Source organism: Rasiella rasia (assembly GCF_011044175.1).
Lineage (GTDB): Bacteria > Bacteroidota > Bacteroidia > Flavobacteriales > Flavobacteriaceae > Marinirhabdus > Marinirhabdus rasia.
Map to the genome: position 1 here is coordinate 2,625,095 of NZ_CP049057.1, position 15,932 is coordinate 2,641,026.

A 15,932-nucleotide genomic window follows, 5' to 3' on the forward strand; every position below is an offset into this window, starting at 1 on the left:
AGTTACACATGAAATATTTTCTAAAATTATCTATGGCATTTGCACTGCTAGCTGGTTTTTCCGGAGTGGCACAAGAAAAAGCTATCGAAAATGGGAATGAAGAATTTAACGATTTCGCCTTTATTGATGCTCGAGAGGCATACCTAGCAGTAGCCGAAGAAGGGTATAGAGACGAGAGTATGTTAAAAAAACTGGGCGATTCGTATTACTTCACAGCAGATTATAGCAATGCTGCGAAATGGTATGGTGCATTATACGATATTTCAGATCCTATGGACCCTGAGTATTTATATCGCTACGGTTTGTCTCTTAAAAGCACAAAGCAGTATGATGCGTCTGACAATATTATGGAAGAATTTTACGCTTCCAAAGGACAAGATTATAGAGCCAATTTATTTGCTAACGAACGTAACTATTTAGCAGAAATTGAAGCACAATCTGGGCGTTTTGAACTTATTAACGTAGGGTTTAATTCTGAACTATCAGATTTCGCTCCTGCCTTCAATCAAGGAAATTTGGTTTTTGCTTCTAATAGGAAAAAAGGAAATGTTTCAAAACGATTACACGATTGGAATGAGCAACCATTTCTTGATTTATATACTGTTACAACTGGCAAGGAACAAGGGAATGAAATTTCAAAGTTTGGTAAAGGAATAAATACAAAATACCACGAGTCTACAGCTGTATTTTCTAAAGATGGAAATACTATTTATTTTACACGAAATAACTATACCGAAGGTGACTATAAGACTGGTAATAATGGTATCAACCACTTAAAACTTTATAGAGCAAAAAAGAATGGAAGTGATTGGGACGTAGAAGAACTACCTTTTAACAGTGATGACTATTCTGTTGCACATCCCGCTTTGAGTAAAGACGGAAAAACCTTATACTTCGCAAGTGATATGCCTGGAGGTAAAGGTCTAAGTGATTTGTATAAGGTTACTATTAGTGGAGATGGTTTTGGAAATCCGGTTAGCTTAGGTGACGGAATTAATACCGAAGGCCGTGAGACCTTTCCTTTTGTAAGTTCTAAAGACAAACTTTATTTTGCTTCAGATGGGCATGTAGGTTTAGGTGGTCTTGATGTATTTGTTGCAGATATGACAACCGAAGGTTTTGGGGATGTTTATAACCTCGGACGTCCTATAAATAGTCCTGTAGATGATTTCACTTTTGTTATTAATGGAACTACAGGAATTGGTTATTTTGCTTCTAATAGAGAAGGTGGGGTAGGAGATGATGATATTTATAGCTTTAATAGAGTACAAAACCTTATTACTAGTTGCGATCAAAATTTAAAAGGAACTGTTCTAGATCAAAATACGAATGAAGCCATAGGAGGAGCTACTGTTGTTTTAATGAATGACGAAGGAGATGTTTTGGCGCAAACTGTTTCTGCTACAGATGGAAGCTTTGGCTTTCCACTAAATTGTTCTACACAATACTCAATAAGAGCTGCAAAAGAAGACTATTCTACTGCAGAAAAAGCATTTGCCACATCTAACATTATGAGCGCAGATATATCTAAAACGCTCTTTATGAAAACAGGTCGAGACTTAGGAGTAACTCCTGCAGGACTTGGAGCCGACTTAGTAAATATTCTTGGCTTAAGACCTATTTATTTTGACTATGATAAGGATAATATTAGATATGATGCTGAAATTGAATTGAGAAAAGTTGCGGCCGTTATGAAAACGTATCCAACTATGAAAATTGATGTACGTTCACACACAGATAGTAGAGCAGACGATGCATACAATATGGACTTGTCTAACCGCAGAGCTCAATCTACTATTGCGTGGTTGGTTTCTAATGGAGGAATCGATAAAGCACGTTTAACAGGACAAGGTTATGGAGAAACACAATTAACCAATGGTTGCGTAAATGGTGCAGCTTGCTCTGAAGGAGCCCACCAATTAAACAGAAGGTCAGAATTTATTATTGTGCAGTAATAACACTTTAATATATAAAAAGGAAAAGCCCATTCTTAGTGAATGGGCTTTTATCTTTTAAAGAAGTCATTTAATGTTTTTACATTAAAATTAGTTAGAATCGTCTGTTCCTTCTATTTCCTCTTCTACTTCGCGCACTGTGTTGTTAGCAGCGTCCTTAAGAGCATCTCCTGCATTTTCTACAGCATCTCCAGCATCTTCTGCAGCGTCTTTAAGAGCATCTCCAGCAGCCTCTAAATTTTCTTCTGCATCTTCAACAGCAGCTTCTACTGCATCTTCAGCTTTCTCTTCTGTAGTCTCTCTACAAGAGTAGATTGAAAAAACAAGTGAAAGCGCAGCAAAACTTAATAATACTTTTTTCATAATGGGTTGGTTTTTGTTAATAAGCCATAAATGTAATTCAATTTTTTCAATTGATAAATTTCTCACTTAAAAACTTCCAATATCGTCGAGGAACATGCTGTAAATGTAGCTTCATATTCTTTCGTTCCTTAATATTGGTGCTGTCAAAATAACATTTCCAAAGAGACTGAAACGCAAGTTCTTTTTCAGAAAAAATTAAAGCATTCTTCGCTCCATTTATAGACAAAGGTTTGTCATTTAAAACTACGGTGTCAACATTATTTAAATCATAGTGTAAACCAAAATTTCGCTTTATGTCATAAATCAGCCACCGCTGGTCGGCATACCGTTTTTTGAAATGGCCAATGAGCAACGGCAACACATTAAAATCTGGTTCTACAGTTGCAAAATAAAGTCCGTCTTTTGTAAGTTGAAATCGTATAAACGCATCCATCCTGTGTTTTTCTCTATCTACCATTTTAACAGTTTTGGCAATACGTAAAATATAGGGATCTGAATAATCTGTGAGAACTGCTTTTTTTTCAGATAAGGAACGCATAATTAAATGAAGTAAAGCATCTTCAATACCCTGTTGTTCACTTAAAAAAGCACGATACATTGTTAACAGTCCTGATGACTTACAAAAAGGTATCAATCCGTTATAAACTCTTTTGGCTTTTGCTTCGTCTGTGTAAATGACTTCTATAGCATCGAATAAATTTTCAGCAAAACGTTGGGAAGCCTCAATAGACGGGCACTCAATTTTTTGTTCGTAGACCTCAAATACGGCCGTTAAGAAACCCTCGAAGCTACCATCGTATTTTAAAATTATTTTCATGCCGTCTGTAGCCCGTCATGTGCGGTAAATAAATTTAATTGTGACGAGTATGTTTTTTGAAATTTGCTGCTAGAGTTAGAAAGAATTAGACTTTTTATTTGTGCCGCTGTTCGATCTTTGCTTTCAAAATGCCTTGATTCACAAGTGATAAAATATTGAGCGCGATTTAGAGAAATCCCAATTTTTTTTAAGTGCTCCCAATTCAAGTTTCGGTACTTTCTTGCATGTAGAATTTTATGAACCGATTTCATGCCAATTCCCGGGATACGTGCTAGCAATTGTTTGTCTGCTTTGTTAATATCTAAAGGAAATACATCTAAATTACGTAATGCCCAACTAAGTTTTGGATCTATATCGCTCTCTAAGTTTGGATTTTCTTTAGTTAAGAGTTCCCGAATGTCAAAACCATAAAATCGAAGTAACCAATCTGTTTGGTAGAGTCTATTTTCTCGCAACATTGGCACATCTGTGCCTATTGCGGGTAGTCTACTATCGTAGCTAATAGGGACATATCCAGAGTAATATACACGCTTCATATTAAACTTTTTATAGAAATAAGAAGAGGTATACATAATCTCGGCATCGGTTTCGCCTCCCGCACCAATAATCATTTGCGTACTTTGTCCTGCTGGTGCATACAATGGTGTACTCCTAATTCTCTTTTTTTCTGCTTTATACTGAATAATTTCATTCTTAACCTTTAGCATGGGTTTTATAAAATCTTCACGTTTCTTATCGGGAGCAAGCAGTTTTAGACCTTTTTCAGTAGGAATTTCAATATTTACGGAAAGTCTATCTGCATACAGACCTGCCTGTCTCATGAGTTCGTCACTGGCATCTGGAATAGATTTTAGATGGATATATCCATTAAAGTTTTCTTCTTCTCGAAGTTTTTTAGCTACCAATACCAAGCGTTCCATGGTGTAGTCTGCATTTTTGAAAATACCACTACTTAAAAACAAACCTTCAATATAATTTCTTCGATAAAAGGCTATGGTTAAATCTACTACCTCCTGTACTTTAAATGCCGCACGTTTTATGTCGTTGCTTTTTCGTGTTACACAATAGGCACAATCGAAAATACAATGATTGGTAAGTAAAATTTTTAATAGAGAAACACAACGACCATCTTCTGTATAGGTATGACAAATTCCCATGCCGGTACTGTTACCTAGTCCTTTGTTTTTATTAGCTCTTTTACTGCCACTAGAAGCACATGAAACATCATATTTAGCAGCATCTGCCAAAATAGTTAGTTTTTCTTTTATTCTGTCGAAATTCATACGTCTTGGAAATTATACAAATTTATGGAACTATTCCTTTTTATAGGAAATATTCCTGTAATTATTTTGGAAAATATCCAAATTATAGTATATTCGAAGATGGATTCGAAACTTTCTATAGAAGCTCGTAGGTTTAAAAAGGTGCGAGAAGAGCAGCATCATACTCAGCAGTCTTTTGCTGAAATTTTAGAAATAGGTGCAACCACTGCAGACATTGAGCGTGGTAAAACTAAATTATCTGGCAAGGTGGTGATGGAATTGTTACGTCAGTTTAATATAAATCCGCTGTGGCTTTTTGGTAAAAGTTTTACCCAATATGTAGATGTGAATGGCGGTAATGTAAGCCCGAAAGTTATTGCCTTAGATTCTGAAGATAAGGAGCGTATTCTTTTAGTAAATCAGAAGGCAGCCGCTGGGTATCCTCAAAACATTCACGATGTTTCTTGGTATGAAACTTTGCCAGCATTCAATATTCCATTGCCACAGTATCGCAATGCAACGTACAGAGGTTTTCAAGTGGAAGGAGATAGTATGCTCCCTAATATAAGACCCAATGAATGGGTTCTTGGCAAAGCAGTTCCTAGTGTAGCCGAGGCAAGCGATAGCAAGATTTATATTGTAGTTTTAAATGACTCTGTTCTAGTTAAAAAACTACAGAAAGTAGCGAATGCTCCAGAGAAAGTAAGGCTCATTTCTTTAAATCCGGAGTATATTCCGTTAGAAGTGCCTGTTAAAAATATTCAAGAACTCTGGATGGTGAACAGTAAACTTTCTTTTGGATTAGATGAGCCTTCAGAAAGTACGTTGTTACGACAATTACAGCAATCTATGGAAGAATTAAAAGGGCAAATCAGCAACTTAAATACATAAAAAAACGGCTTCAAATGAAGCCGTTTAATCATTATTTTAATTCGTATTACGAATTGTCGTCGGTCTTGATTTTTACATTGCCGTCATCGGTTTTGATTTTAACTTCATCACCGTTTGCTTTTTCAATCTTTATCTTATCGCCACCATCTTTAACTTTGATGTCTGCACCTTCTTCACGAGCTTCGTCAAGAATTTCTTCTTTTTCAGTTTTTTCTTCAGTATCTCTACACGAAGTAAAACTTGCAGTGATGGTTGCGATTGCAAATGTTGCAATAATTAATCGTTTCATAATTTGATGGTTTATACAAGTTTAATTGTCGTCTGTACCGCCTGTCCCGGTGTTTTCTTTTATTTCGTCAACACCTTCGTTGATAGCATCCTCAGTTTCGTTGGCTGCATCTTCAATAGCGTCTCCAGCGTCGTCAATGGCGTCCTCAACGTCATCTGCCACATCATCTGCTTCGACTTCAATTTTGGTCTCTTTTGTCTCTCTACAAGAAACAAATGCTGTGCTCAGAGTGAAAACTACAGCAAGGCTTAAAATTACTTTTTTCATAATTAGGGTTTGTTAAAATTATGACACAAATCTACAGGAATTAACATATCAACAGTGGTAAAGTTTTATTAAAGTTTTAAAACGTGATGAATTTAAGTACTTTTAACTAAAAGACTTATGAATTTCTCATTGCTCTATGATTTTTTGTGCAAACTGCAAAAAAACAACGCTAAAGATTGGATGGATGCCAATAGATCTGAATACCATAATGTTCGTGATTTATATATTAATTGGTTAGATGCTTTAAATATAAAGTTGGCAATATTAGATACTAATTATTACGACACTCCAGGAAAAAAAGCAATAAATAGAATTAATAATAACCTCCTATTTCACCCCAACAAACCAGTGTATAAAGATCATTTTGGCGCAGGTCTAGATCAAGTGAGTAAGCAAGGTGATTTTTATATTCATTTGGGCACAAATGAGTCATTTATTGGTGGAGGCTACTGGCACCCTTCCTCCAAAACACTAAAAAGTATACGGCAGGCGATAGATTATAATGGTGATGAGTTTAAAAAAATATTGAACAAAAAAAGTTTTCAAAATATGTTTGGTGGTTTGCTAGATGATAACCCACTTAAAACTGCACCTAAAGGTTTTTCGCGAGACCATAGACATATAGACTTACTTCGTAGACGGTCGTTTGCCGTAAGTGTTCAACTTACTAAGAAGGAAGTGATACATCCCAATTTTGAGAATCGCGTGATTGAAATTTACAAAGAATTACTACCGTTTAGAAGGTATTTAAATCAGGCGGTTACCGTTTAGAAAATTCAGCCATCAACTTTTCTATATAGACTAAGGTGATAGCCGTGGCTCCCGTATTGCTGTTTACAAAATGGCCTGCAATCATTCCTGTTTTATTTCTGAAAGCGGTGTTAGTTGTTAATTTCGTCAAGATTGCACTACACTCCTCAGCGTTTTTTACGGAGAAAAGCCCTGCGAGCGACTGTAGACGAATAGCTTCAGGAAATTCTTTGTAATGCTGCCCGATAAGTACGGGAACGCCAAAAGTTGCAGCCTCTAAAATGTTATGAAGTCCCGTAGAACCCATCGCACCTCCTACATACGCAACATCGGCATAACTATAGATTTTCGTAAGCAGACCGATGGTATCTATAATAAGAATTTTGGTATTTTCAAGTGCACTTTGATCTTCCACTCCACCTGAATATAAATGTGATGGCTGCTTCAGTTTCTTTCTTAGCGCATCAATTTTTGCAGGATCAATCTTGTGTGGTGCTATTACAAATTTCACATGTTGCGGCGCTTCATTTATAAATGAAAGTAATACGTTTTCATCTTCTACCCATGTGCTTCCACATACAACACAAAGCGCATTACCTAAAAAGCTTTCCATAAACTCAAGCTTATTGTTTTGCTCTATTTGCTGTGATACTCTATCGAATCTGGTATCGCCACTTAAGGAAACTTGTTGTATGTGGATGCTTTCAAGCAATTCTTGAGACCTTGCATTTTGAACAAAAATGTGATTAAAACTAGCAAGTGCTTTGCGCATAAAATTTCCGTAGGATTTGAAAAAAACTTGTTCATTTCTAAAAAGGCCAGCAATTAAAACACTTGGAATTTTTTGTTTTTTAAGCTGAAAGAGATAGTTGGGCCAAAATTCGTACTTAACAAATAAGGCCAAAGTGGGGTGGGCTAGTTTGATAAATTTATGAGCATTGGCAGGTGTGTCCATGGGTAGGTATACTACGCAATCTGCAATGGGTGTATTTTTCTTGATTTCATATCCTGAAGGAGAAAAAAAAGAAATTACAATTTTATAAGATGGAAAAGAGCGTCGCATAGCTTCCATAATTGGAAGCCCTTGTTCAAACTCTCCTAAGGAGGCGCAGTGAAACCAAAAAGTCTGGTCTGTTGCCGAAATTTGTTCTGTAAGGGTGCTAAATGTTGTCTTTCTACCCTTTACAAATGTGCGCATCTTCTTGCTGAAGATTTGAGAAACCCACAGACAAAATGTAGCAATGTGTATAGCTATGTTGTAAAGCGTGTGCACAGGAGGCTAAATTACCAAAATTAATACAGCTATGGTTATTCTTTAATTAATATGGCTTCACGGTGTGTTTTTCGTATTTTTACAGGTGTAAAATTAATAGTATTTCATGAAAAAAATTCAAATGGTCGATCTTAAAGGCCAATACCAGCATATCAAGGAAAAGGTAAATCAGTCGGTTCTCGATGTTATTGAATCAACTGCCTTTGTAAATGGACCTGAAGTCCATGCATTTCAGAAAGAACTTGAAGATTACCTTGAGGTAAAGCATGTGATACCATGTGCTAATGGTACCGATGCTCTTCAAATTGCTATGATGGCATTAGGGTTACAACCGGGAGACGAGGTGATAACAGCCGATTTTACCTTTGCGGCTACCGTCGAGGTAATTGCACTCTTACAATTAACACCAGTGCTAGTTGATGTGGATCCTGTTAATTTTAACATAGATATTTCAGCAATAGAAAAAGCAATTACGCCTAAAACCAAGGCTATTGTTCCGGTACACTTATTTGGCTTAGCGGCAAATATGGATGCTATTATGGAGCTTGCCAAGAAACATGACTTGTATGTTATTGAAGATAATGCTCAAGGAATTGGCGCTACCTACACCTCTAAAGATGGAACTAAGACAAAAACGGGTGCGATAGGCCATGTAGCCTCTACATCGTTCTTCCCTTCAAAAAATCTTGGATGCTACGGAGATGGAGGTGCAATTTTTACCAACGATGATGATTTAGCACATACCATACGAGGAATTGTAAATCATGGTATGTATGTAAGATATCATCACGACGTTGTTGGGGTTAATTCGAGACTAGACTCTATTCAGGCTACAATTCTTAGAGCCAAATTACCGCATCTTGATAGCTATAATACGGCGCGTAGAAATGCTGCAAGAAAGTATTCTGAAGCTCTTCAGGGTATTGATGGCATTGTTACTCCAACCGGTTATTGTGATTCTGGAAATAGTATTTGCGAAACATGTGATTGTCATGTGTTTCACCAATATACATTACGTATTCTGGACGCAGACCGCGATGCCTTAGTAGCTCATTTAAATGAACAAGGAATTCCGTGTGGTGTGTACTATCCAATACCGTTACACCTTCAAAAGGCATACGCAGATTCACGCTACAACGAAGCAGACTTTGCAGTTACTAATAGCTTAGTAAAAGAGGTGATATCATTACCAATGCATACTGAATTAGACGATGAACAAATAAATTTTATTACTGAAACAGTAATTAATTTTGTTTCTAGATAGATGAAAAAAATACTTGTAACTGGAGGTCTTGGATACATAGGATCACACACTGTAGTGGCACTGCAGCAAAACGGTTATAGCGTAGTTATTATAGATAACCTCTCCAATTCAACAATTGAAACTTTAGAGGGTATAACTCAAATTACCAAAACCCCACCAGAGTTTGAACGGTTAGATGTACGCAATAAGAATGAGCTATCTTCTTTTTTCGAAAAATATCAAAACATTGAAGGGGTTATACATTTTGCTGCTAGTAAAGCTGTTGGTGAAAGTGTTGAAAATCCGTTGTTATATTACGAAAACAACGTAGCCAGTCTTGTCTATCTATTACAAGAATGTAAGCTTCGGGGTATAGCTAACTTTATTTTTAGTTCATCATGTACGGTCTATGGAGAACCAGATACATTACCTATAAATGAAGAGGCGCCTATTAAAAAGGCAATTTCTCCCTACGGAAATACGAAACAAATCTGTGAAGAAATAATCTCAGACTTTTGTGATGTTTCTGCATTCAATGCAATTTCATTGCGCTATTTTAATCCGGTAGGCGCGCACGATTCTGCTCTTATCGGTGAGTTACCTGTGGGAGTACCACAAAATCTAGTTCCATTTATTACTCAAACTGCGGCCGGGGTGCGTGACCAGCTTTCAGTGTTTGGGGATGATTATCCAACACCAGACGGAAGTTGTATTAGAGATTATATTCATGTCGTAGATCTGGCAAATGCTCACGTAAAGGCTATTGAACGACTTATTAGAGCAGAAAATTCTAAAAAATTTAGAATCTTTAATGTAGGTACAGGTAAGGGTAGCAGTGTTTTAGAAATTGTTGCTGCATTTGAAGAAGTGACAGGCGTAAAATTGAATTATAAAATTGTAGATAGACGACAAGGGGATATTATTGCTGTATATGCCGACACCACTAAAGCAAACCAAGAGCTGGGCTGGAAAGCCGAGTATGATATTAAAGTAGCGCTTCGTTCTGCCTGGGAATGGGAGAAAAAGGTGAGAGGATTAAATTAGAATTACGCACTCAATAAACCTTTTTCCAGCGTAAACTTTATAAGCCCTACAACATTTTTAGAACCAGTCTTACTGAAAAGGCTTGCACGATGTGATTCAACCGTGCTTGCGCTTATATGTAATGTTAACGCAATTTCTGAAGTAGTCATTTCTTCTAATATAAGTTTTAGCACTTCTCTTTCTCGTCTTGTAAGTTTTGGTATGTAGTCGAATTGACTTGTTTTAGTTATCGTTGGAATTAAGGAGATTTCTTTATGGATGTAGGTTTTTCCAGATAAAGTTTCATCCAAAGCTTCAATTAGCGTGATATCATCAATATTTTTAGGTAAAAATCCTTTGGCTCCTTTTTTTAGAGCGTCCATGACAATGGCGCTTTGCGTATTACTAGAAAGCATTATAATAGTTATGTCTGAAAACTTACCGTGTAAATTTTCGCATAAATGTATACCATCCTCACCATCTAATTGAATATCTAATAGTAAAACATCAATGAAATTATCATTATTTAAATATTCGATGAGTGCTTCAGATGACTTAAATCCTTGCGTGTACTGATATTTTTCTTGACCAGTTAGTAACGCTCTTATCGCCTCTGGAATTAATGCGTGATCATCTAATACTGCTATTCTATAGATTTTTTTCATTTTTCTAATTGTAGTTCAATATATACTGATGTTCCAGAAGTTTCATTAGAGTCTATCTCTAATTTGCCTTTTAAAAGTGACAATCTGGATTTAATATTAGTTAAACCAATACCTTCCGAGGCTTTTTGATTTGAAAATCCTTTGCCATTATCTTCTACAGTGAGGGTAAGCTTGTGAGCATCCTGCTGTAATTGAATTAATGCTTGGGAGGCCTCAGAATGCTTTATAATATTATTTAATAATTCCTGAATAATTCTATATACACTTAGTTGAAACGATTGGGGTAGCGATTCAGAAAGATTGACACTTTGATATGTTGTATCTAACAAATTACTTTCGTTTATAGAATTAACAAACTCTTTAAGCGCTGTGTCTAATCCTTTTGTAATTAGGTTCTCTGGCAATAAATTATGCGAAATACGTCTCGATTCTTGAGAAGCTGTATCTAATAATTTAGTTAGCTTTTCCAGTCCTTCGGCATTTACTTCGTTTTTCTTTAGAGTGCTCGCATGCATTTTACTAACGGCTAGAATTCCTCCTAACCCGTCGTGTAGCTCTTTTGCAATTCTACTGCGTTCTTTTTCTTCTCCTGCCATTAAAGAACGAAGTGCTACATTCTCTTTTTCATTCTCTAACACTCTAATCTTTTGTTTTTGTGTTTTTTGTCGTTGTCGAAAGATTAAAAATAATGCGATGAGGAGCATTGCTAAAGCCGCTACAATAATTGCAATGATTTTATTCTGATTTTCTTTTTCAGTAATCTTTGCCTTCTGTTGAGCGATTGTTAAATCCTTTTGAGACGCCTTGTACTTTTCTAATATATTAGCGGCTTTGAGTTCAGTTTCATTTTTATTGATACTGTCCTGATACCGGGCATACTTGTTAAGGTGAAAATTTGCCTTTTTATAATCTTCAGCCTTGGTATATAACTCTGCGGAAAATTTATCTACATTACCCAGCCAGTTTAACGCCCTGTCTTCACGACTAATGGAAATTTCTTCCATGAGCCGTATGGCTTCAGAATTATTGTTTGGAGCTTTAAATTTAGCAAGGTGCATTGCCGTTGTAGGATAGAAATCTTCAAAAGAATATTGTCTTGCAAGCTTGTAGGCTCTATTACTATAAAAGTAAGCGCTGTCCATTCTATTCGTGTCTTTGAAAATATCTGAAAGCGTCAGATTTCCGAAAATTAATCCATTTTTTTCTTTAAACTTTTCACCGTATTCAACAGCCTTTTTTGCCAATGTTTTAGCTCGAGCTAAACTATCTCCCTTTTCATATACATATGCCATATTACCCATCATAAATGAAAAATCGGGGCCTTTTGATGAATCAGGAATCTTGTCGTAGAATGCTAAACTTTTTCTAAAATATATAAAACCATCTTTGAGATTAAAGTCGTTTGTATATAAAGACGCAATGTTATAATTTATCTGCGCAGCATATCCAAATTTTCCTTCTTTCGCAACGGCGTCAGCACTTCTAGTAAAATAGAGGGCAGCAGAATCTGTTATTTTTTGATTCCCATAGATACTACCCATCATATTGTCGTAGTAGTATGTAGGTGTGTCTAAATTATTGTCTTTAATTAGTTTTTTTCCTTTTCTCGAATAACTAATGCTTTTATCATATTTATAGATGTAATAATGATACTTGGCAAAGGCATAATAAACTTGTTCTAAACCAAGAGGGGAATCTTCAAGTGCTTTTTTATTGCTAGCATAAAAGTCTTCTAAATTTTTAAGGCTTTCATTTGGATTGATTCTGGCGATAGAGTCTAATAGTTTTATTTTTTTGACAACTGTACTATCAATATTTTTTTGACCGTGAGTTTTTGTAATAACTACAAACGTAATAATTACAAATGCGTGAAAGTATTTCATAGTATAGTTAGTGGTTTACCACTAGTTCATTTTTTGGTTGATTTCCATGAGATATAAAAAGTAGCCCTAAACTAGATTTGCTAGTAAATAAAACTAAGTATAAAGTTATGAAAAGGTTTGTTTTAAGACTCGTATTCAGCATCTTTCTTTTTCCGGAAGCAAATGAACATTTATATAAGTAACTAAAACCATAGACGCCATACTTTAAGTTTAATTTGCCTCATTCAAAAATAAATGAAGTCAACAATAAATTAGTAAAGAGTTGAAAAGACACGTTAAAGACTGATGTAACTATTTTGTAATTAAGAAATTATACACATTAGATCTATTTTAAGAACTAAATGAACTGGTTCCCCAAAACCAAATCTCTAGATCACACAGCAACTTAACCACTAGCTAACTTAAATCCGTCCTCCTGTAGGAGGGCGGGTTTATATAAAATTTGTATTATGAAAAAAGGAATAGTATTGTTTACATTGCTAGTGAATCTCACCATGTTAGCCCAAGTTGGGATTAACACCACAACTCCAAATGCTATTTTAGATATTGCGGCAAGTGACGCTACAAATCCTTTAGCATCCGATGGATTGTTAATACCTAGGATTGACATATTTCCAACTACAAACCCGGGATTAGATCAAGACGGTATGTTGGTGTACTTAAGATCTACTGTTGGCGTGAATACACCCGGAATTTATATCTGGAATAATAGCGCTGGATCTTGGGAGAAACTTTCAATTGGTTCGGTAGGTGGATGGTTATTGCCTGGAAATGCAGGTACGAATGCAGCAACTAACTTTTTAGGAACAACAGACAACGTTTCTCTTGCTTTCAGAACTAATAATATTGAACGATTACAAATAGATGCAAATGGAAGTTTACAAAGCCCAAGTACAAATGTTAGATGGGGCAATCTTTCAGGATCTTCTCTCACCACTGGCTACGGAAATTTACTTTTTGGTGATAGTTCTGGAAGTAATATTACAACGGGGGCTTCAAATATTTTGTTAGGAAACAATGCCGGAACCGGTGTTAGTACTGGCAATTCTGTCATCGCAATTGGGTTGTCTGCATTAAGGCAATATCAAGGTACTATTGGCGCCATAGCTATTGGTCCGTATGCCTCAACAAATGCGACAACTGGCACTAGTTCTTTGGCATTAGGATTTCACGCGCTGAGTTCCAATACAACAGGGAACGCAAATATAGCAATCGGAAATGGTGCTTTGCGACACGGTAATACGCCTAATAACAATTTGGCTATTGGACAAAGTGCATTGTCTGTTAATAATGGCTTTAACAATGTGTCAATCGGACTAGGTTCTTTAATTTCTAACACATCGGGAAGCAATAATACTGTAGTAGGTAAAGAGGCAGGGCTTAGAAATACAGGTTCTGGAAATACAATCATGGGATACTTTGCCTCCATATTTACAACCACTGGACACGATAATACTATTATTGGTAACCAAGCGGGAAGAAATGGTGACATGGGAAACGACAACGTGCTATTAGGAGCAAATTCGGGAAGACAGCTAAATGGCGCATCTAATGTGTTTATCGGGAATGACTCTGGCTCAACCCTAACCAATGTTTCAAATCTGTTGGTTATAGATAATTCTAGTACTACCAGCCCCTTGGTGTACGGAGAGTTTGATACAAACCGATTTCGAATAAATGGAACCATTCAATCAGGAAATCCAGCAACAACAGGGTATGCTTTTCCTTCGATAGATGGTACTGCTAATCAAGTAATGCAAACCGATGGCTCTGGGACATTAAGTTGGATAAATGCCTCAAGCCTATCAGGGAACGATTGGTCACTTACTGGAAACACCGGTACAGATGCCTCCGTTAATTTTATGGGTACTATAGATGATGTTGATATTTCCTTTAGAAGAAATAATACTAATTTTGGGTCGCTAGAAACGTCAAATCTTTCTATTGGTAATGAGTCACTACGCATATCAACAGGTACTGAGAATACCGCTTTTGGTAATACAGCACTACGAAGTAATTCTACAGGAAGTAACAACACCGCATTAGGGCACTATGCTGGGCAATATATTACAACAGGGTCTCAAAATACTGCCATAGGAAACAGAGCGCTGTGGTATGGTTCTACTGGAGATAATAATATTGCGGTAGGGTCGAGAAGCTTACGGGATAACTCTTCTGGAGCAAATAATGTGGCCATGGGAGTGGTGGCTTTGTTTCATGCTACATCGGCAAATAATAATGTTGCTATAGGAAGCGGTGCTCTGCAAGAGAATATTACCGGAAGTGATAATGTGAGCTTGGGGTATTTCTCTGCTTTACGTCATACAACATCAACTAACAATGTTTATATCGGAAGTCTGGCGGCATTGGGTAGTTCTGGAACAACCTATACCAGCGCAAATAATGTGATGATTGGCCATTCTTCTGGACTTAATAGCGGTTCGGTAACTGGAAATGTGTTTTTAGGGTATCAATCAGGTGCTTCAGAGACAAACAGTAATCGTCTTTATATTGAAAACTCAAGCACAAGCAGTCCGCTAGTCTATGGCGAATTTGATACTAACGTAGTGCGTGTTAATGGAGATTTTCAAATTAACGATATAAATATCACTACACAAAAGGGGCTACTACAAAATGATGATTCTTTTGTACATGGGGTTGATGCTACTATCGATTTTGGTGGTGGAGGTAATCACATAATGTTGTCGAGTCAAGAAGGAGGTACAGAAACCGGAGGGATTCACTTAGATGGCAATAGCGTGACGGTATGGTCTCCTGCAGATAACAATAGAGCCTTTAGAGTATTAGACGAAGATTTTTGGGGAGATAGTGATGGAAATCCATTTAACAATAATGCTGAGCTCGCCTATATCGATAATTCTGGGCAATACGTTCAAGCATCAGATCGTAGAAGGAAGCAGAATATTAACGTTATAAGTGCTTCTCTCGATAAAATAAATAAGATTAACGGATATACATATGAATATAAAATAAATAGCACAGAACGTTCTAAGGGAGAAAGACCGAAAAAGACTTCTGGTGTACTAGCACAAGAACTTCAAAAGATTTTACCTGAAGCAGTTCAGGTTTCAGAAGACAACGAATACTTTGTTCACTATGCAGGGATTACTCCTCTTTTAATTGAAGGAATTAAAGAACTTAATCAAGAAAATATTCAACTTAAAAAGGAACAATCTGAACTAAAATTACGTTTAGAAAAATTAGAAAAACTGCTATTAAAAGAGTAAGAA

The 15,932-nt window shown here is 36.3% G+C and carries 14 protein-coding genes; 6 read left to right on the forward strand and 8 right to left on the reverse strand.

What is annotated here, in order from left to right:
* Positions 1-8: 8 nt before the first annotated feature.
* Positions 9-1,955, forward strand: a complete 1,947-nt coding sequence (locus G5B37_RS11730) for an OmpA family protein (RefSeq protein WP_164680215.1) — start codon at positions 9-11, stop codon at positions 1,953-1,955.
* Positions 1,956-2,045: 90 nt separating this feature from the next.
* Here the strand turns inward: G5B37_RS11730 and G5B37_RS11735 are convergent, their stop codons facing one another.
* From G5B37_RS11735 to G5B37_RS11745, 3 genes are read right to left on the reverse strand one after another with little or no spacing between them, the layout of a single operon-like run.
* On the reverse strand, positions 2,046-2,318 hold the full coding sequence (locus G5B37_RS11735; RefSeq protein WP_164680216.1) for a hypothetical protein: 273 nt from the start codon (positions 2,316-2,318) through the stop codon (positions 2,046-2,048).
* 46 nt (positions 2,319-2,364) lie between these two features.
* On the reverse strand, positions 2,365-3,135 hold the full coding sequence (locus tag G5B37_RS11740) for a TIGR03915 family putative DNA repair protein (RefSeq protein ID WP_164680217.1): 771 nt from the start codon (positions 3,133-3,135) through the stop codon (positions 2,365-2,367).
* Complete coding sequence (locus G5B37_RS11745) at positions 3,132-4,418, reverse strand: putative DNA modification/repair radical SAM protein (protein ID WP_164680218.1); 1,287 nt, start codon at positions 4,416-4,418, stop codon at positions 3,132-3,134. The genes G5B37_RS11740 and G5B37_RS11745 overlap by 4 nt, the downstream gene beginning before the upstream one ends.
* A gap of 24 nt (positions 4,419-4,442) precedes the next feature.
* Here G5B37_RS11745 and G5B37_RS11750 point away from each other — a divergent pair, with 24 nt between their 5' ends.
* Positions 4,443-5,288: an XRE family transcriptional regulator gene (locus G5B37_RS11750; RefSeq protein ID WP_404814781.1), complete on the forward strand. Its 846-nt coding sequence runs from the start codon at positions 4,443-4,445 to the stop codon at positions 5,286-5,288.
* 46 nt (positions 5,289-5,334) lie between these two features.
* Here the strand turns inward: G5B37_RS11750 and G5B37_RS11755 are convergent, their stop codons facing one another.
* Both G5B37_RS11755 and G5B37_RS11760 read right to left on the reverse strand, forming a co-directional pair.
* The gene (locus G5B37_RS11755) at positions 5,335-5,577 is read right to left on the reverse strand and encodes a hypothetical protein (RefSeq protein WP_164680219.1); all 243 of its coding nucleotides are present in this window, start codon (positions 5,575-5,577) and stop codon (positions 5,335-5,337) included.
* A 21-nt stretch (positions 5,578-5,598) separates the two neighbouring features.
* A complete protein-coding gene (locus tag G5B37_RS11760; RefSeq protein ID WP_164680220.1) occupies positions 5,599-5,844 on the reverse strand; it encodes a hypothetical protein in 246 nt (81 codons plus the stop codon).
* A 117-nt stretch (positions 5,845-5,961) separates the two neighbouring features.
* Here G5B37_RS11760 and G5B37_RS11765 point away from each other — a divergent pair, with 117 nt between their 5' ends.
* Positions 5,962-6,615, forward strand: a complete 654-nt coding sequence (locus G5B37_RS11765) for a DUF2461 domain-containing protein (protein ID WP_164680221.1) — start codon at positions 5,962-5,964, stop codon at positions 6,613-6,615.
* Here G5B37_RS11765 and G5B37_RS11770 read toward each other — a convergent pair.
* A complete protein-coding gene (locus G5B37_RS11770) occupies positions 6,605-7,792 on the reverse strand; it encodes a 3-deoxy-D-manno-octulosonic acid transferase (protein WP_263649796.1) in 1,188 nt (395 codons plus the stop codon). The two genes, G5B37_RS11765 and G5B37_RS11770, sit on opposite strands and share 11 nt — an antisense overlap.
* A gap of 181 nt (positions 7,793-7,973) precedes the next feature.
* Between G5B37_RS11770 and G5B37_RS11775 the strand changes: the two genes are divergently transcribed.
* Both G5B37_RS11775 and galE read left to right on the forward strand, forming a co-directional pair.
* A complete protein-coding gene (locus G5B37_RS11775) occupies positions 7,974-9,131 on the forward strand; it encodes a DegT/DnrJ/EryC1/StrS family aminotransferase (protein WP_164680223.1) in 1,158 nt (385 codons plus the stop codon).
* A complete protein-coding gene (gene galE, locus G5B37_RS11780; protein WP_164680224.1) occupies positions 9,132-10,154 on the forward strand; it encodes a UDP-glucose 4-epimerase GalE in 1,023 nt (340 codons plus the stop codon).
* Between the two features lie 2 nt (positions 10,155-10,156).
* On the opposite strand, the gene G5B37_RS11785 is transcribed toward galE, so the two are convergent.
* Together G5B37_RS11785 and G5B37_RS11790 are read right to left on the reverse strand one after the other, a co-directional pair.
* Complete coding sequence (locus G5B37_RS11785) at positions 10,157-10,798, reverse strand: response regulator transcription factor (RefSeq protein ID WP_164680225.1); 642 nt, start codon at positions 10,796-10,798, stop codon at positions 10,157-10,159.
* Positions 10,795-12,681, reverse strand: coding sequence for a sensor histidine kinase (locus G5B37_RS11790; protein WP_164680226.1), 1,887 nt, complete (start codon positions 12,679-12,681; stop codon positions 10,795-10,797). The genes G5B37_RS11785 and G5B37_RS11790 overlap by 4 nt, the downstream gene beginning before the upstream one ends.
* A 449-nt stretch (positions 12,682-13,130) precedes the next feature.
* Here G5B37_RS11790 and G5B37_RS11795 point away from each other — a divergent pair, with 449 nt between their 5' ends.
* Positions 13,131-15,929: a tail fiber domain-containing protein gene (locus G5B37_RS11795; RefSeq protein WP_164680227.1), complete on the forward strand. Its 2,799-nt coding sequence runs from the start codon at positions 13,131-13,133 to the stop codon at positions 15,927-15,929.
* The last annotated feature ends 3 nt before the right edge of the window (positions 15,930-15,932 follow it).